We start from the raw sequence: 16,428 nt of genomic DNA, 5'->3' as shown, positions 1-16,428 counted from the left end.
TACCGTGGTGGGCGTGGAGGTCCTGTTCGGGGTGCTCGGGCCGGTGACCGCCTGGGACGGGGCCGGGAACGCGATCGCCCTCAAGGGGCCGCGGCACCGCGCCGTCCTGGCCCGGCTGCTCATCGCGCGCGGGCGCGTGGTCCCGGTGTCCCGGATCGTGGACGATCTGTGGATCGACCCGCCGTCGGACGCGGTGGGGGCCGTCCGCACCTTCGTGGCGGCCCTGCGGCGCGTCCTCGAACCCGGCCGCCCGCCGCGCACGCCGCCCCGGCTGCTGGTCACCGAGGGTCCGGGATACGCGCTGCGCGCCGCCCCGGACGCCGTGGACGCCTGGCGGTTCGAGCGGGTCGTGGCCTCCGACCGTCCACCCGCGGAGCTGGCGGAGGCGCTGGACGAGGCGCTGGGCTGGTGGCGCGGCCCCGCCTACGCCGAGTTCGCCGACGAACCGTGGGCCCGGGCGGAGCACTCCCGGCTGGCCGAGCTGCGGCTGCGCGCCGTCGAGCGGAGGGCAGAGGCGCGGCTCGCGCAGGGCCTGGCCGCCGAGGCCGTACCGGACCTGGACGCGCACGTCGCCGAGCACCCCTGGCGCGAGGACGCCTGGCGCCTACTGGCGCTCGCCCTGTACCGCACGGGCCGCCAGGGTGATGCGCTGGCCGTGCTCCATAGGGCCCGCACGCTTCTGGTCGAGCAGCTGGGGCTGGACCCCAGCCCGGCCTTGCGCCGCCTAGAGGAGGACATCCTCCGCCAGGCCGACCACTTGCAACCCTCCCGGGACGCGGCGTCGCGCGTGTGGGCGCAGGCGGCCGAGGCGTACGACCGCACGGTCGCGTCCGGATCGCGCGCCCGGCTGGAGTCGACGGTCGGGCTCCTGCGGAACCTCGCGGTGACCGGCGCCGGGGGCCTGGAGGCGGCCCGCGAGCAGCGCCTCGCGGCGATCACGGCGGCCGAGGAACTGGGCGACGCGGAGCTGACCGCCCGGGTGATCGGCGCCTTCGACGTCCCGGCGATCTGGACGAGGTCGGACGATCCGCGCCAGGCGGCCGGGGTGGTCGCGGCGGCGGAGCGCGCCCTCGCCAGGCTGCCGCGCGGGCACGACGCCGCGCGGGCCCGGCTCCTGGCCACGATCGCGCTGGAGTCGCGCGGCGACCGCGGCGACCGGGGGCGCGAGGCGGCGCGGGAGGCGGAGCGGATCGCCCGCGACCTGGACGATCCGGCCCTCCTGGCGTTCGCGCTGAACGGCGCGTTCATGCAGGCGTTCGACCGGGCGGGGCTGGCGCCGCGCCGGGACGGGATCGGCGCCGAGCTGGTGGACCTGGCGGAGCGGGGCGGCCTGTCGAGTTACGAGGTGCTCGGGCATCTCGTCCGGCTCCAGGCCCGCGGCGCGCTCGGGGACTTCGGCGGGGCGGACCGGCACGCGGCCGCCGCCGACCGCCTGGCCGAGCGGCACGAGCGCCCGCTGGTCGGCGTGTTCACGACCTGGTACCGGGCTCTGCGGCTCGCCGCGTCCGGTGAGGCCTCGTTCGAGGAGGCGGAGGACGCCTACCGGGGCGCCGCCGAGAACATGCGGGGCTGCGGGATGCCCGGGCTTGAGGGCGGTCTGCTGCCGCTCGCCCTCCTCTGCCTGCGCGTCCAGCACCGGCGGCCCGCGCAGACCGAGCCGGCCGACTGGGGACCGTACCTGCCCTGGGCGCGCCCTTTGGTGCTGCTGGCGCGCGGCCGTCCCGGCGAGGCCGCCGCGGCGCTGCGGGACGTCCCCGACCCGCCCCGGGACCTGATGTTCGAAGCCCTGTGGTGCCTCACCGCACAGGCCGCCATCGCCGTCGACGACCGTGTGGCGATGCGGCGTGCACACGACGAACTCGCCCCGGCCGCGGGCGAGCTGGCGGGCGCGCAGAGCGGGCTGCTCACCCTCGGCCCGGTCTCCCGCCACCTGGACGACCTCGCCGCCGCCCTCGGCGAATGACCCGGCGCCCGGCCTCTTCGCAGGGTTTACCTGGCGCAGGCCTTCGCCATTCCCCCGCCGGGTAGGGCGCCAGCGAGAACTGCGAGAGGAGACAGGCGTCGTGACGGACGTTGCGAGCATGGGGCCACAGCCGGGGGACGACCGTCCGGTGCTGACCAACCGGCAGGGCCACCCGGTCTACGACAACCAGAACCAGCGCACGGTCGGCGCCCGGGGCCCGGCCACCCTGGAGAACTACCAGTTCCTTGAGAAGATCAGCCATTTCGACCGCGAGCGCATCCCGGAGCGGGTCGTCCACGCGCGCGGCGTGACGGCGTACGGGTACTTCGAGTCGTACGGGAAGTGGGGCGACGAGCCGGTCTCGGCCTACACCCGCGCCGCCCTGTTCCAGGGGGAGGGCAAGCGCACGCCGATCGCGCTGCGGTTCTCGACCGTCATCGGCGGGCGCGACTCGGCGGAGACGGCCCGCGACCCGCGCGGGTTCGCCATCAAGTTCTACACCGAGGACGGCAACTGGGACCTCGTGGGCAACAACCTGGCGGTCTTCTTCATCCGGGACGCCATCAAGTTCCCCGACGTCATCCACGCGCTCAAGCCCGACCCGGTGACGTTCCGCCAGGAGCCCGGGCGCATCTTCGACTTCATGTCGCAGACGCCTGAGTCGATGCACATGCTCGTCAACCTGTTCAGCCCGCGCGGCATCCCAGCCGACTACCGGCACATGCAGGGGTTCGGCGTGAACACCTACAAGTGGGTGAACCAGGCGGGCGAGACCAAGCTCGTGAAGTACCACTGGATGCCGAAGCAGGGCGTGCGCAGCATGACGGCCGAGGACGCGGCCGCGGTGCAGGCCGACGACCTCGGGCACGCGACGAGGGATCTGAAGGACGCCATCGAACGCGGGGATTTTCCGGAGTGGGAGCTGGTCGTCCAGATGATGGACGACCACGAGCACCCGGAGCTGGACTTCGATCCCCTCGACGACACGAAGGTGTGGCCGGAGAACGACTTCCCGCCGAAGCCGGTCGGGCGGATCGTCCTCGACCGCAACGTGGAGGACACCTTCGCCGAGAACGAGCAGATCTCGTTCGGCACGGGCGTCCTGGTCGACGGGCTCGACTTCTCCGACGACAAGATGCTCGTCGGGCGGACGTTCTCCTACAGCGACACCCAGCGCCACCGGGTCGGCCCGAACTACCTGCAACTGCCCGTCAACCGCGCCAAGGGCGCCCATGTGCGGACGAACCAGCGCGACGGGCAGATGACCTACCACGTGGACGCCGGCGGCTCGAACCCCCACGTGAACTACGAGCCGTCCATGACCGGCGGCCTGCGCGAGGGCGAATACCCGACGCACGACGAGCAGGGCCCGGAGATCACGGGGCGGCTCACCCGCAAGCGCATCGCCCGCGCGAACGACTACAAGCAGGCGGGCCAGCGCTACCTGCTGATGGAGGAGTGGGAGCGCGACGACCTGGTGCGCAACCTCGTGGAGCAGATCTCGCAGTGCGCGCGTCCCGTCCAGGAGCGGATGGTGTGGCACTTCCTTCTCGTCGAGGACGACCTGGGGCTGCGCGTCGGCGAGGGGCTCGGCATCTCTGCCGACGACGTCAGGCACCTCGGCCCGTTGCCGGGTCAGGACCTCACCGACGAGGACCAGCAGCGCTTGAAGAACCTCGGCCAGAACGGCTCGCGGGACGTCAACGGCCTGAAGATGACGCACTGCGTCCCGGACGAGAGAGCCGTCCGGCGGCGCTAGTCAGAGGGCGAGCAGGAGCTTGCCGATGGTGGCGCGGTCGGCGAGGTCGCGGTGGGCCCGGGCGGCCTCGGCCAGCGGGTAGGAGGCGTGGAGGCGCGGGCGGAGACGGCCGGCGGCGACCTGGCGGAGGAGGTGGGCGAACCGGTCCTCCAGTTCCGCCCGGCTGACGACGAAGTCGGCGAGCGTGGGACGGGCCAGCAGGACCGAACCCGCCCGGGCCAGCCGCTGCGGGTCCACCGGCGGCACCTGGCCGCTGGAGGCACCGAAGAGCACCAGCGTCCCGCGCCGCCGCAGCGCCTCCAGTGAATCGTCGAAAGTGCTCGCGCCGACTCCGTCGTAGACCGCGTGGGCTCCGGCACCGTCCGTGAGCCGCCGTACTTCTGCGGCGAATCCGTCGTAGCCGAGCACGTGGTCGGCGCCCGCGTCGCGGGAGGCCGCCGCCTTGGCGGCGGAGGAGACGGTGGTCAGGACGGTGGCCCCGAGGGCTTTGGCGAGCTGGGTGAGCAGCAGCCCCACCCCGCCGGCGCCGGCGTGGACCAGCACGGTGTCCCCGGGGGCGATGCGGTAGGAGGCGGTCGCCAGGTATTGCGCGGTCATTCCCTGCAAGGGGAGGGCGGAGGCCACCTCGTCGGTGACGGTGTCCGGTATCGGGAGCGCCTTGGCCGCGGGTACGGCGACGTACTCGGCGTATGACCCGGGGACGCCCTCCCAGGCCACCCGGTCCCCGGGCCGTATTCCCGCCACGTCGGCGCCCACGGCCACCACCTGCCCCGCTCCCTCACCTCCGGGCACGAAGGGCACCGGACGGGGATACACGCCCGAGCGCTGGTAGACGTCGATGTAGTTGACCCCGGCATAGGCGACTCGGACCAGCACCTGGTCGCGGGTCAGCCCGGGTTCCTCCACTTCGCTGAACCTCAGGGCCGATGGACCGCCCGGCGAAGAGACGACGATCGCCTTCACCGGTGGAAGCCCTCGATGAGCCGCTGTACCCGCAGGCCGGCGGAGAAGTCGGCCAACGTGGTCGGCTCGCCCCGGACCGTTCTGGCGAACTCGGTCAACCGGGTCCGTTCATCACCCCGTGGACCGTCCAGCGTGACCTCCCGCCAGCCGGACCCGTCGCCCTTGAGAAGCCGCGACCATTCGGTGATCCGGTAGGAGGCCTTGGATCCGTACAGCGTCCACTCGTAAGTCTCCGGCCCGGCGGCCACCTGCCCGGACACCCGCACCGGCACCCCGTCGGCCGCGGCCAGGAGCCCGCTCGCCGTGGTTTCGGCGGCGGGTCCGTAGTCGATCCGGGTGTGCGACCGGGTCAGCGGGCCCAGCAGGCGGTCGGTAAGGAACAGGTAGTGCGAGGCGACCTCGCGCAAGAAGCCGCCCTGCTCCCGACCGGCCACCCAGGCGGCTTCGCGCTGGAAGGCGCGCGGCCACTCCGGGAACAGCAACCGAACGTCCACGCCCAGCACCGTGCCGACTTCGCCGGCGCGCAGCGCCCGACCGACCTCGACCGAGGCGGCGCGGTCGGAGAGCACGAAGTTGAGCGCGTTCACCGCCTCGAGTTCTGCGGCGACCGAGACCATCTCGGCGCCCTCGTCGAGGTCGACGGCGAGCGGCTTCTCGCAGAAGACGGCCTTGCCCGCCTTCATCGCCTGGACGGCGTAGCCGGCATGGGTCGAGGGCGGCGAGGCGATGTAGACCGCGTCGATGTCCGGATGGTCGATCACACGTTGGGCGTCCCGTGTATGCGCGATGCCAGCGGGCGCCGACCGGGCCGGGTCGGCGGCCAGCACCACCTTGTACTCGGGATGGTCGACCGCGATACCGAGCATCTCAGAGCCCATGGCGCCCAAGCCGATGACGCCCAGGCCGATTACCTGCCGATTCATGCGCATCAGGCTGCCGCCCAAAGAAGCATCAGCACAAGCGATGATTTGTTAACCACGATGAAGTATCACTGTATTGTCGGCTCATGCTCGACGTTCACCGGCTGATGGTGCTCCGCTCCGTCGTGGAGACCGGCTCTGTCCAGGCCGCCGCCGCGCACCTGGGCTACTCGCCCTCGGCGATCAGCCAGCACCTGGCCGCTCTCCAGCGCGAGACCGGCACGGTGCTGATGGAGCGGATCGGCCGGGGCGTCCGGCCGACCGCGGCGGGACGGCTGCTGGCCACTCACGCCGAGCGGATCCAGAACCAGATCTCCGAGGCCGAGACCGCCCTCGCCGACCTTCGCGCAGGCAAGACCCGGCGCCTGGTGATCCGCTACTTCGCCACGGCGGGAGCGGCGCTCGTACCACCGGTCATGGTCGACTTCAGCCGCCGCTTCCCGGACGTGCGGGTGGATCTGCGGCTCGGCAAGGGCCTCGGCAACGAGGGCGCCGACGCCGAGATCCTGGTGCTGCCCGGCACGGCCGGGGTGCCGGCCGGGTTCCGCGCGATCCACCTGCTCGACGACCCCTACGTAGTGGTGCTCCCGCCCGGCCATCCGCTCGCCGGGGAGGAGAAGGTGGAGTTGGCCCGGCTCAGCTGTGAGCCGTGGATCGACAACGAGACGCCCAGCACGCTCTGCCGGGAGATCGTCCTCGACGCCTGCGGTGCGGCCGGGTTCAGCCCGCATTTCGCCGTGGAAGCCCACGACTACTCCTCGGCCGTCGCCTTCGTCGCCGCCGGGCTGGGCGTGACCGTCCTCCCCCGACTCGCCCTGAGCGCCACCGCCACCAGCGATCTGACCTGGCGCCCGGTCGTCCGTCCGATCCCGCAGCGCGAGATCTACGTCGTGGTCAAGGAACACGCCGCAGGCCATCCGGCCCTGGCCGCCTTCGTCGCCCTGCTCCAAGCCGAGGCCGCACAAAGGAGCGCCTCGATCATCGCCGCGGCGGGAAGCCCTGTCGAAGGACGATGAACGCTGACCATCGGTCCCGACCGAGAGAGCCGTCCGGCGACGCTGGTCCGCTGACGCACGCCGTTCGCCGGGCGTGCGGCGTCAGTTCTCGGAGACGAGGGTGTAGATGCGGCACACGCCGTCGCGGCGGCCGGCGCGGTGGTGGCCCTCGACGGCGGCCTGGACGATCCGGCCCTCGGCGCTGAACGCCTGCTCCATGACGTCGACGTACTCGGCCGTGGGCGGGTAGAGGCGGGCGGCGGCGCCGGCCGTGCGGCGGATGAGGACGCGGGCGCCGGTGCGCAGCGCGGACTCGAAATGGCGGACGTCGTGCCCGGCGCGGGCCTCGCTGGCGCCGAGGGCGCGGAAGGCGTCGAGCACGGCGCCGGTCTCGCGGGCGCCGGTGTAGGCGGCGAGGGCGTCCCGGACGAGGAAGAGGATCTCGCGCGGCCGCAGGTGCGTGTAGGCGGGGACGCGCTCGGCGATCTCCCCGGCGACCTCGGCGGTGATCTCGTCGAGGTGGTCGGTGAGGAACTGGTCCAGAGTGGGCTGCATGGCGCGTCCCCTCTCGTTGCTCGTCCCCGGTCGCGACCGGGAGCGTTGGCCGAGAGCACACCGATCCGGGCGGATGCGGTGAGGTTATGTTACCGACGCGTAGGTCGAATTCGCTGCCCTATTTGGCGAAATATCGCTAAGCGGGATTGGCGGCTCGTCCTTCGGTGACCAAGAGGACGATCGTCTCCCCGTGGCCGGACGCTAGAAGCGGGCGACGGTCCGGTGTCAGAGCAGCGCGGACGCCGGCGAGGGAGGCAGCGCCGCAGGGCCCTGCCGGAACCCCGAGAGCGGCCAGGTCGCGCGCCGCGCGGGCTGTGGACGCGTCGGTGACCGCTACCGCTGCGTCCAGGCCGGAGCGGAGAACTGGCCAGGCGAGGGTCGACGGAGTTGCGCAGTTCAGGCCCGCCATTGTGGTCGATCCCGTCTCGACGGTCAGCGGCCTGTCCTGGTGGAGGCTCGCCAATACGCAGGGCGCCGCATCGGGTTCGACGGAGAGCAACGTAGGGGCAGACCGTCCGGAGCGGTAGTGAGTCACAGCCGCCTGGGCCAGCGACCCCACTCCGACTGGAATGGCCACAAGACCTGCTGGGGCGGCGCCAGCGTCAGCGAGTTGTTCGTCTATCTCGGTGAAAAGCGTGGAGTAGCCCTCGACGATCCACTGCGGCACGCGTTCGTAGCCGGGCCAGGCCGTGTCCTGGACGAGCAGCGCCGACGGATCGGACGCCGCGGTGTCGGCGGCCGTCCGCACTGCCTCGTCGTAGGGGACCGGTACCTCGGTGACGGCCGCGCCCTCCGCCTTGATCGCGGCCACGGCTTCGGGGTGGACGCCGTACGGGACGAAGACGTCCGCCGGAAGCCCCAGCAGCCGGGCCATCGCCGCGACCGCGCGCCCGTGGTTGCCGTCCGTCGCCGTGACGAGCCGGACGTCCGGCCGCAGGGACCGTAGCCCCGCGAGGGAAGTATCCGCGGGCGCAAGGCCCAGGCGGTCGCAGAGCGCGCGGTGGACACCCCACGAGGCACCGAGGATCTTGAAGGCGGGCAGCCCGAGGCGCGCCGACTCGTCCTTGACGAAAAGCCGTCGCGTGCCGAGTCCGGCCGCCAGGGACGGCAGTTCCACGAGCGGCGTCGGGGCGTGGCCGGGGAGCGTCCGGTGGAAGGCGGCGACGTCGCGCGGCGCGGGCGGGCACGTCCAGTCGCGCGCCGCCGGGCGGGCGTACCAGGACGAACGGGCAAGCGAGGCGGGGGCCGTGGCCATGGCGACCACGGTGCCGTACGGGCATCCGATCGGTCCAGCGAATGTTTCCGAGCGATAATCGTCAGTCATACCGATGAATGGAGCTTCCATGCTGGACCTGCACCGGCTCCGGCTCCTGCGCGAGCTGAAGCACCGGGGGACGCTCGCCGCCGTCGCCGAGGCCCTGTCCTACAGCCCGTCCTCGATCTCGCAGCAGTTGTCCGTGCTGGAGAAGGAGGCGGGGGTGCCGCTGCTGGAGCCGGTGGGGCGCCGCGTCCGGCTGACCGCGCAGGCCGAGATCCTCGTCGCGCACACCGAGGCGGTGCTGGAGCGCCTCGAACGGGCGGAAGCGGACCTCGCCGCGTCCCTGCACGGCATCACCGGGGTGCTGCGGGTCGCCGCGTTCCAGACGGCCGCGCTGGCGCTCGTCCCGGACGCGCTCAGCGTGCTCCGCGACGCCCACCCGCGGCTCCGGATCGAGGTCACCCAGCGGGAGCCCGAAAGCGCCCTGCCCGCCCTGCTGGCCCGCGACTTCGATCTGGTGATCACCGAGGAGTACCCGGGCGACCCGAGCCCCCGCCCCGCCGGCGTCGACCACGAGGAGCTCGGCACGGACGAGATCCGCCTCGCCCTCCCGCCGCGGACGCCGGACGCCGCCCTGCGCGACCTGACGGAAAGCCCGTGGGTGATGGAGCCGGAGGGCACGGCGTCGCGGCGGTGGGCGACGCGGCTGTGCCGGGAGGCCGGGTTCGAGCCGGATGTGCGGTTCGAGTCGACGGACCTGCTGCTGCACCTGCGGCTGGTCGAGCGCGGCCACGCCGCCGCGCTGCTGCCGGGCCTGGTGTGGCAGGGCCGCCCGCCCGCGGTGCCGGTCGTCCGGCTGCCGGAGGAGCACCGGACGCGGCGCCTGTTCACCGCGTCCCGGCGCGGAGGCGGATCGCACCCGGCCGTGCGCGCCTTCCGCGAAGCGCTCGCGGCCGGATTCTCGACCCGACCCTGAGATCGGCCCAGGTCAGAGACGTCCCCCTAGGACCTCCTAAGGATCGGCCGGGGGAGAGAATCGGGGTTTTCCCCTATGGCGGTGAATCCGCGCGGCAGGCAGAGTCGTACTCAGAGAGAAGGGTGACGAGGAAGTCTCCTGCAGCAGGAAGGCAGTTCGATGTCGACCACGCCGAGCCCCACGCCGATGACCGCGTCCGACCTCGCCGAGATCCTGTTCACCTCCCCGCTGCAGGAGTCCGACCACCCGTCCGCCGAGCAGGTCCGCACGGCGATCGAAGACCGGTTCGGGGCCTGCGGCGGGGACAGCTCCGCGTGGGTCGCCGCCGTCGCTCAGGAGGCGGGCGACCACCCAGAGACCTTCACGGCCCGGATGCGCTGGGCGCTCACCACCGTGTGCGAGGCCTATCCCGACCTGACCACCGCCGCCTGACCCCGGGAGGGACCATGCGCTCACCGTTCGCCGACCGCCGCGAGGACATCCTCCCGCGCTCGCTCGCCGACCTGCTCGCCGCCGACGCGCCCCGCGCCGACGAGACGCCCCGGCGCCGGGAGCGCCGCACCAGGACCGTGCGGCGCGTCACATAGCCGGCGCGCGCGGGGTCAGTGGCGCGACTTGGTCTTCTTGCTCGTCTTGCTCGTCTTGTGTTTCGTCGAGTGCTTCTTCTTGTGGCCGCCGCCGTCCGACTCCCACTCGTAGCCGGGGGTGTTGTTCTTGCAGAAGCGGTCGCTGACCTTCGTGTCGGTCGCGTCGTGCTCGCACCAGCGGTCCTGACCGCAGGCCGTCAGCCCGAACGCGGCGACCAGGCCGACGAGCGCGAGGGCCGCGGAACGGGTTTTCAACATCTCTCGCCTCTCTGTAAGGGGTCGTCGGTGACGACGGGGGATCTGACGTGCGCGAACGTGCACGCGTTCCCTCGCCGTGCGAGACGGGACGTGGCCGGGTCCGGCCGCGAACTATGCTGGCCGCCGTGACCGAAGAGCCGACGGAGGAACAGGGCGGCCATGCCGGCGCCGGCGCCCGCGAGTACCGCATCGGCGAACTCGCCAAGGCCGCGGGGGTCCCGGTCCGGACCCTGCGGTACTACCAGGAGCGCAAGCTGCTGCCCCCGCCCCGGCGCGAGGGCCGCATCGGCCTGTACTCCGAGGACCACCTGGCCCGCCTCCGCATGATCGGGAACCTGCTGGACCGCGGGCACACCCTGGAGGGCATCCGCGAGCTGCTCGCGGCGTGGGAGCAGGGCCGCGACATCGGCACCGTCCTCGGCGTCGAGAAGGCGGTCACGACCCCGTGGTCGAACGAGGTCCCGGTGACGATGACGCTGGACGAGCTGGCCGCGCTCTTCCCCGGCGAGGTCGGCCCGGAGTCGGTCGCGCGGGCCGTCGAGCTCGGCCACATCGAGGTGGACGGCGACCGCGTCACCCACTGGAGCCGCCGCCAGCTCGACGCGACGGTGACGCTCGTCCGCGCCGGGGTTCCGCTGGACGCCGTGCTGTCGGCGGGCCAGGAGCTCCAGCGCAGCATGGACGACCTGGCCGCGATGTTCGTCCGCCTGATCACGACGCATGTCGTCGGGCGCCTGGACGAGGCCGTCGACGACCGGCACCTCGGGGCCCTCACCGACACCATCGCCCGGCTGCGCCCGGGGGCCCAGGTCACGGTCGAGGCCGGGTTCGCGCGGGCCATGGACCGGCAGGTCCGCGCCGCGATCGACGAGCTGCTCGGCCGGCTGACCACTCCCTGATCCGATCTTTACCGGACCCCGGCCGGTGGACGCCGCGGCCCCGCGCCCCCGATCCTTAGCGTGGCCGTGTGTCACGTTCCATCGCCGCGCTCGCGCTCGCGGCCGCCCTGATGCCGGTCGCCGCACCCGCTCGGGCCGCGGCCCCGGACGGGCCCTGCTCGTCGTCCCGGTCCCCGAAGGCCGCCGACCGGCTCGGCACCCGGATCAGGCAGGCGCTGCGCGGCCGCGCCGGCATCGAGTCGGTCGCCGTGTACGACCGGGTGCGCGGCATCCGCTGCGCGGTCGCGGCCGGACGGCACTACGACTCGGCGAGCGTCGTCAAGGTCACGATCCTGGGCGCGCTGCTGCGCCAGGCCGTCGACGAGGAACGGCCGCTGACGGCGGACGAGAAGTCGCAGGCCCGCAGGATGATCACCCGCTCGGACAACGGCGCGGCGTCCGCCCTGTGGCGCTCGGTGGGACACGCCCGCATGGCCCGCTTCCTCGACCGCGCCGAAATGACGCGGACCGAACCGGACCCCGGAGGCCGCTGGGGCCTCACCCAGATCACCGCGCACGACGAGATCAAGCTGCTGGAGCGGCTCACCGCACCGAACGCGCTCCTCCCGGCCAAGGCCCGCGCGTACGCGCTGAGGCTGATGCACGAGGTCGTCCCGGCGCAGCGGTGGGGCACCCCCGCCGGGCATCCCGCCGACGTGACCTGGCATGTGAAGAACGGCTGGCTGCCACGCCCGGGGGGACACTGGCGCGTCCACAGCATCGGCGGCTTCGACGGGGACGGCGAGGACTACATGATCGCGGTCCTCACCCAGGACACCCCGTCCATGGCCTACGGGATCAGCACGATCGAGCGCGTCGCCCGCGCCGTCCACTGGACCCTGAACTCGTCGAAGCGCCCGGCCTCCCCCAGGCACCACCCGTCCCGGCCACGGAAGAACAAAGCCCGCTGACCAGCCCCTACGACGACTCCCGATCAAGGCTCTGGTCCAAGGCGGCCTCGTAGGCGCGCAGGGCGTTGAGGACCGTGGCCCGTTCGGCGGGGGCCAAGCCGCGCATGACGCGCTCCCAGGCGGAGGCGCTGCCGGAGAGCCATTCGCCGATCGGCGCGGCGAAGTCGGGGGCGATGGCGACAATGCGGCGGCGCCGGTCGGCGGGATCGGCGGTGCGCTCCAGGACGCCCGGCCGCGACAGCTCGCTCACCATGAGGCTCACGGTCGTCGGGGCGACCTCCAACCGGGCCGCGAGCTCGTTGACGCCGGCCGGGCCGTCGTACTCCAGGTGGGCGAGCAGCGCGAGATGGCGGGGCGCCAGGTCGAGGCCCTGGAGCGCCGGGGGAATGGGCAGGCGCTTGGCGCGTCCGACGATGCGCGGCATGAGCAGCAGCAGGGCGCGGACGGCCTCGTCGACGGCCGGACCGCCCGGTTCGGTGGACATCGGCACCCTCCACAAGTACCTTTGCAATCAAAGCTTTTGGGTTCAAAGAGAACGGGGACCACTGTGCCGCACCTGACCGCCCACCTGCCAGAAGACAAGCTGGCGGGCAGGGAATCCGAGCTCGTCACCGCCCTGACCGAGGCGATCGTCGGCGTCTACGGCGAATGGGCCCGCGACCTGGCGACCGTCCACCTGTCCGGCGTCCCGGCGGGCCGCCTCGCCCAGGGCGGCAAGGCCGTGGACACGAACGCCTCCCTGGTCATGGGCGTCCGCGCCGCCGCCTTCGACCGCCCCGACGCCCCCGAGATCATGGCCTCCCTCGCCGCCGGCCTCACCGACGCGATCACCACCGTCCTCGGCGAGGACTTCCGCCCCGGCACCACGGTGGAGTTGGTGGCCTCCCCCCAAGAACGCACCTTCGTGGCCGGCACCCCCGCCCCCTGATCTCGTCGACGGCCTGGGGGCTTGGGGATTTATCCCCGTGATCCTGCCGGGGGGCTCCGGGATACTGGGGGGATGGTCGACGACGAGCGCTGGAAGGCGCGTTTCCGGGCCGCCCGGATGAGCCTGCCCCTATGGGCGCGTGACGCCCCGAGCCGCAGCATCTACCGCTCGAACCTGAGCGGGACCTGGGAGGTCTACTCCTGGGACCGCGAGACGGGCGAGCAGCGCCAGGTGACCGACCGGCCCAACGGGACGTGGTACGGCACCATCGACCCGACCGGCGAATGGGTGTGGTGGTTCGCCGACACGGACGGGGACGAGTTCGGCGTGTGGAAGCGCGTCCCGTTCGGGGAGACCGAGAGCGCTCCGGCCGTCCCCGAGCTGGAGCCGGCGTATCCGTCCGGGCTGGCGCTCGGACGCAGCGGCCTCGCCGTGGTCGGCCGGACGACCGAGGAGGGCAACACCGTCTACCTCTGCCGGCCGGGGGCGGCGCCGGAGGTCCTCTACCACCACGCCGAGGACGCCCACGTCGCGGGCCTTTCGCGGGACGAGTCGCTGGTCGCGATCGGGCACAGCGAGCACGGCGACAGCCGCCACATGGCCCTGCGCGTCATGCGGCAGGACGGCTCCCCGGTCGCCGACCTCTGGGACGGGCCGGGCAAGGGCGTCTACGGCGCCGGGTTCGCTCCGGTCGACGGTGATTCGCGGCTCCTGGTGAACCACGAGCGGCGCGGCCGGGACGAGATGCTCATCTGGGACCCGGTCGCCGGCACCGAGCAGGAGATCGTCCTCGACCTGCCCGGCGAGGTCGGCGCGACCTGGTACCCGGACGGGGCGGCGCTGCTGGTCTCCCACTCGTACGAGGCGCGCGACGAGCTCTACCGCTACGACCTGGCCGACGAGTCGCTGACCAGGATCGACACGCCGCGCGGCGTGCTCGGCGGGGCGGACGTCCGGCCGGACGGGGCGGTCGAGTTCTCCTGGTCGTCCGCCGCCGAGCCGCCGGTGATCCGCTCGACGTCCGGCGCGGTTGTCCTCACCCCGCCCGGGCCCACCGCGCCGCCGTCCGTCCCCGTCGAGGACGTGTGGGTCGACGGCCCGGCCGGGCGCATCCACGCGCTGGTCAGCAAGCCGGACGGCGACCGCCCCTACCCGACCGTGTTCGACGTCCACGGTGGGCCGACCGCGCAGGACGACGACTCGTTCGTCCCCACCGTGGCCGCGTGGGTCGACCACGGGTTCGCGGTCGTCCGGGTCAACTACCGGGGCTCGACCGGTTACGGCTCCGAGTGGCGCGACGCGATCGAAGGGCGCGTCGGCCTCACCGAACTGGAGGACATCAAGGCCGTCCGCGACTGGGCGGTGGAGTCGGGCCTCGCCGACCCGGAGCGGCTCGTCCTCACCGGCGGGTCGTGGGGCGGGTTCCTCACCCTCCTCGGCATCGGCACGCAGCCGGACGGCTGGAGCGTCGCGGTCGCGGCCGTCCCCGTCGCCGACTACGTCGCCGCGTACGAGGACGAGATGGAGAGCCTGCAGGCGTTCGACCGGTCCCTGTTCGGGGGTTCGCCGGAGGAGGTCCCGGAGCGGTACCGCGAGTCGTCCCCCATCACCTACGCCGCGCAGGTCAGGGCGCCGGTGCTGGTGCTGGCGGGGGAGAACGACCCGCGCTGCCCCATCCGGCAGATCGACAACTACCTGGGGCGGCTCGCCGAGCTGGGGAGGCCGCACGAGGTGTACCGGTACGACGCGGGCCACGGCTCGCTCGTCGTGGAGGAGCGCATCACCCAGATGGCCGCCGAGATCGGCTTCGCTCGGAAACATCTCGGCATGTCGTGATCTATCCCCGGGGCGGGCGGGCCGTTCCGCCCGTCCCGGGTTTACAAGATCGAGACCTCGGGCATCCCTCGATCGGCCGCACCTGACATCGGCACCCCCCGACATCACCTATCGGGGGGACCGCACATGCCACGGCCATGCAGCATCCAGTGCGCCATGCCGGCCGAGTGCCGGCGGGCGTCCGACATAACCCGCCACCCGGCGTTCCGTCTGGCCGCCATGGCGACCGCGCTAGCCATCACCGCCACCATGCTCGCGCTCGCCTCACCCGGCGCGCACGCCGCACCCCATGCCCGTTCCGGCTCGCCGCCCGCGGCGGCCGCCGGACCAGCGTCCCCGGCCGAGCGGCTGCTCGCTCCGGCGGCCTCGGCTCCGCGCAGGCGCCCGGCCCGGGCCGCCTTGCGGGCATCGCGAAAACGGAGCGTCCCGCCACGGGACGCCCTGCCGGACGCGCCGAACTCGCTGCGCATGGACCAGCAGATGGCCGAGTACGCGCTGCGCGCGAGCGGCATCGGCTGGCGCTCCACCGGAGACTGCTCCGACCGGACGGTCCGGACCTGCACGTCCTTCGAGGGAATGCGGTGGGGGACGATCAGGGCGCTGATCGCGTTCGCGGCGGCGAGCGGCTGCGAGGTCACCGTCACGGGCGGCACCGAGCACGGCCACGCGGGCGGAACGTACAGCCACGCGAACGGCTACAAGGCCGACATCGCGACCGGGGACTGCGTCGACCGCGCGGTGCGCCGCTACCCGTTCACCGGTGTGCGGGGCGACGGCGCGCGGCTCTACCGGTCCCCCGAGGGCGTCGTCTTCGCCCGCGAGAAGGACCACTGGGACATCCTGGTCAGGCACGGACCTCGCGGATGATGCCCACCAGCTCGCGGGTCACCGACTTGAAGCCGGGGATGCGCGACATCGCGACCATGCGGTTGACCAGCGGGACCGTCCGCTCGACGAGCAGGTACGTCTTGCGGCAGCCGGGCGAGCTGTCGTGCACCCAGTACAGCACGATGCCCATCGAGTAGATCCACAGCAGCTCGGGCAGCTCCGCCCGGAACTCCTTGTCGATCTTCAGATCGGAGCCCTCGACGACCTCGCGGTAGATCGCCACCGCCGACTCGCGGGCCGGCCCGGACTCGGCGCTGAACGGGTTGAGCGGGCTGGTCGGCTCGGCGGCGAACTTGAAGAACTTCCCGGCGAACTCGTGGTACGGGACCATCGTGTCGACCCGGGCCTTCAGGACGCCCAGCAGCCGCGCCGCGAACTCGGTCTCGGCCTCCAGGACGGCCCGGCAGGCGGCGACGTGCTCGTCCTGCAACTCGTCGTAGTAGGCCTGGATCAGCTCTTCCTTGGAGCCGAAGTAGTAGTAGGCGTTGCCGACCGAGACACCCGCCTCCTTGGCGATCGCCCGCATCGTCGTCTGCTCGTATCCCCGCTCCCGGAACAGGCGCAGCGCCGTCTCGACGATCAGGGCGCGCGTCTGCTCGGACTTCACGGCCTTCGTCTCGGTCACGACTGCCACCCTAAAGCCCGAGTGCGGCCGCCCGCTCATGCCACGATCCGGCGCGCGCCGCAACCCGA

18 protein-coding genes are annotated in these 16,428 nt (G+C 72.7%); 11 read left to right on the top strand and 7 right to left on the bottom strand.

Features of this window, described 5'->3' with window-relative positions; genetic code table 11:
- Positions 1-13: 13 nt before the first annotated feature.
- Both AB0C21_RS10365 and AB0C21_RS10360 read left to right on the top strand, forming a co-directional pair.
- Complete coding sequence (locus AB0C21_RS10365; protein WP_500203710.1) at positions 14-1,963, top strand: AfsR/SARP family transcriptional regulator; 1,950 nt, start codon at positions 14-16, stop codon at positions 1,961-1,963.
- A 100-nt stretch (positions 1,964-2,063) separates the two neighbouring features.
- Positions 2,064-3,722 carry a catalase gene (locus AB0C21_RS10360; protein ID WP_500203709.1) on the top strand — a complete coding sequence of 553 codons (1,659 nt, stop codon included), beginning with the start codon at positions 2,064-2,066 and terminating at the stop codon, positions 3,720-3,722.
- Here AB0C21_RS10360 and AB0C21_RS10355 read toward each other — a convergent pair whose 3' ends face one another.
- Together AB0C21_RS10355 and AB0C21_RS10350 are read right to left on the bottom strand one after the other, a co-directional pair.
- The gene (locus AB0C21_RS10355; protein ID WP_500203708.1) at positions 3,723-4,685 is read right to left on the bottom strand and encodes a quinone oxidoreductase family protein; all 963 of its coding nucleotides are present in this window, start codon (positions 4,683-4,685) and stop codon (positions 3,723-3,725) included. It abuts the gene before it with no gap.
- Positions 4,682-5,629: a Gfo/Idh/MocA family protein gene (locus AB0C21_RS10350; RefSeq protein WP_500203707.1), complete on the bottom strand. Its 948-nt coding sequence runs from the start codon at positions 5,627-5,629 to the stop codon at positions 4,682-4,684. Before AB0C21_RS10350 ends, AB0C21_RS10355 begins: the two co-directional genes overlap by 4 nt.
- A 62-nt stretch (positions 5,630-5,691) precedes the next feature.
- On the opposite strand from AB0C21_RS10350, the gene AB0C21_RS10345 reads away from it, so the two are divergent.
- Positions 5,692-6,621, top strand: a complete 930-nt coding sequence (locus AB0C21_RS10345; protein WP_500203706.1) for a LysR family transcriptional regulator — start codon at positions 5,692-5,694, stop codon at positions 6,619-6,621.
- Positions 6,622-6,702: 81 nt separating this feature from the next.
- Here the strand turns inward: AB0C21_RS10345 and AB0C21_RS10340 are convergent, their stop codons facing one another.
- Positions 6,703-7,155, bottom strand: a complete 453-nt coding sequence (locus tag AB0C21_RS10340) for an RsbRD N-terminal domain-containing protein (protein WP_500203705.1) — start codon at positions 7,153-7,155, stop codon at positions 6,703-6,705.
- Between the two features lie 136 nt (positions 7,156-7,291).
- Positions 7,292-8,410 (bottom strand): pyridoxal-phosphate dependent enzyme, encoded by a 1,119-nt coding sequence (locus AB0C21_RS10335; RefSeq protein ID WP_500203704.1) that lies wholly within the window; start codon positions 8,408-8,410, stop codon positions 7,292-7,294.
- An 88-nt stretch (positions 8,411-8,498) separates the two neighbouring features.
- On the opposite strand from AB0C21_RS10335, the gene AB0C21_RS10330 reads away from it, so the two are divergent.
- From AB0C21_RS10330 to AB0C21_RS10320, 3 genes are all read left to right on the top strand, one after another.
- Positions 8,499-9,389 (top strand): LysR family transcriptional regulator, encoded by an 891-nt coding sequence (locus tag AB0C21_RS10330; RefSeq protein WP_500203703.1) that lies wholly within the window; start codon positions 8,499-8,501, stop codon positions 9,387-9,389.
- A gap of 159 nt (positions 9,390-9,548) precedes the next feature.
- Positions 9,549-9,821 carry a hypothetical protein gene (locus tag AB0C21_RS10325; RefSeq protein WP_500203702.1) on the top strand — a complete coding sequence of 91 codons (273 nt, stop codon included), beginning with the start codon at positions 9,549-9,551 and terminating at the stop codon, positions 9,819-9,821.
- Positions 9,822-9,835: 14 nt separating this feature from the next.
- Positions 9,836-9,976, top strand: a complete 141-nt coding sequence (locus AB0C21_RS10320) for a hypothetical protein (RefSeq protein WP_500203701.1) — start codon at positions 9,836-9,838, stop codon at positions 9,974-9,976.
- 15 nt (positions 9,977-9,991) lie between these two features.
- Here the strand turns inward: AB0C21_RS10320 and AB0C21_RS10315 are convergent, their stop codons facing one another.
- Positions 9,992-10,234, bottom strand: coding sequence for a hypothetical protein (locus AB0C21_RS10315; RefSeq protein WP_500203700.1), 243 nt, complete (start codon positions 10,232-10,234; stop codon positions 9,992-9,994).
- Between the two features lie 125 nt (positions 10,235-10,359).
- Between AB0C21_RS10315 and AB0C21_RS10310 the strand changes: the two genes are divergently transcribed.
- A complete protein-coding gene (locus AB0C21_RS10310) occupies positions 10,360-11,133 on the top strand; it encodes a MerR family transcriptional regulator (RefSeq protein ID WP_500203699.1) in 774 nt (257 codons plus the stop codon).
- A 68-nt stretch (positions 11,134-11,201) separates the two neighbouring features.
- Positions 11,202-12,083, top strand: coding sequence for a serine hydrolase (locus AB0C21_RS10305; RefSeq protein WP_500203698.1), 882 nt, complete (start codon positions 11,202-11,204; stop codon positions 12,081-12,083).
- 7 nt (positions 12,084-12,090) lie between these two features.
- Here the strand turns inward: AB0C21_RS10305 and AB0C21_RS10300 are convergent, their stop codons facing one another.
- Positions 12,091-12,567, bottom strand: coding sequence for a MarR family winged helix-turn-helix transcriptional regulator (locus AB0C21_RS10300; protein WP_500203697.1), 477 nt, complete (start codon positions 12,565-12,567; stop codon positions 12,091-12,093).
- Positions 12,568-12,630: 63 nt separating this feature from the next.
- On the opposite strand from AB0C21_RS10300, the gene AB0C21_RS10295 reads away from it, so the two are divergent.
- From AB0C21_RS10295 to AB0C21_RS10285, 3 genes are all read left to right on the top strand, one after another.
- Complete coding sequence (locus AB0C21_RS10295; protein ID WP_500203696.1) at positions 12,631-13,011, top strand: hypothetical protein; 381 nt, start codon at positions 12,631-12,633, stop codon at positions 13,009-13,011.
- Positions 13,012-13,083: 72 nt separating this feature from the next.
- On the top strand, positions 13,084-14,847 hold the full coding sequence (locus tag AB0C21_RS10290) for a S9 family peptidase (protein WP_500203695.1): 1,764 nt from the start codon (positions 13,084-13,086) through the stop codon (positions 14,845-14,847).
- A 156-nt stretch (positions 14,848-15,003) separates the two neighbouring features.
- Positions 15,004-15,714, top strand: a complete 711-nt coding sequence (locus AB0C21_RS10285) for a hypothetical protein (RefSeq protein ID WP_500203694.1) — start codon at positions 15,004-15,006, stop codon at positions 15,712-15,714.
- Here AB0C21_RS10285 and AB0C21_RS10280 read toward each other — a convergent pair.
- Complete coding sequence (locus AB0C21_RS10280) at positions 15,692-16,360, bottom strand: TetR/AcrR family transcriptional regulator (RefSeq protein ID WP_500203693.1); 669 nt, start codon at positions 16,358-16,360, stop codon at positions 15,692-15,694. The genes AB0C21_RS10285 and AB0C21_RS10280 overlap by 23 nt on opposite strands.
- Between the last annotated feature and the right edge of the window lie 68 nt (positions 16,361-16,428).

The sequence above is a fragment of the Spirillospora sp. NPDC049024 genome, from assembly GCF_040649235.1.
Classification (GTDB): domain Bacteria; phylum Actinomycetota; class Actinomycetes; order Streptosporangiales; family Streptosporangiaceae; genus Spirillospora.
This window is presented reverse-complemented; position numbering and strand designations above follow the sequence as displayed.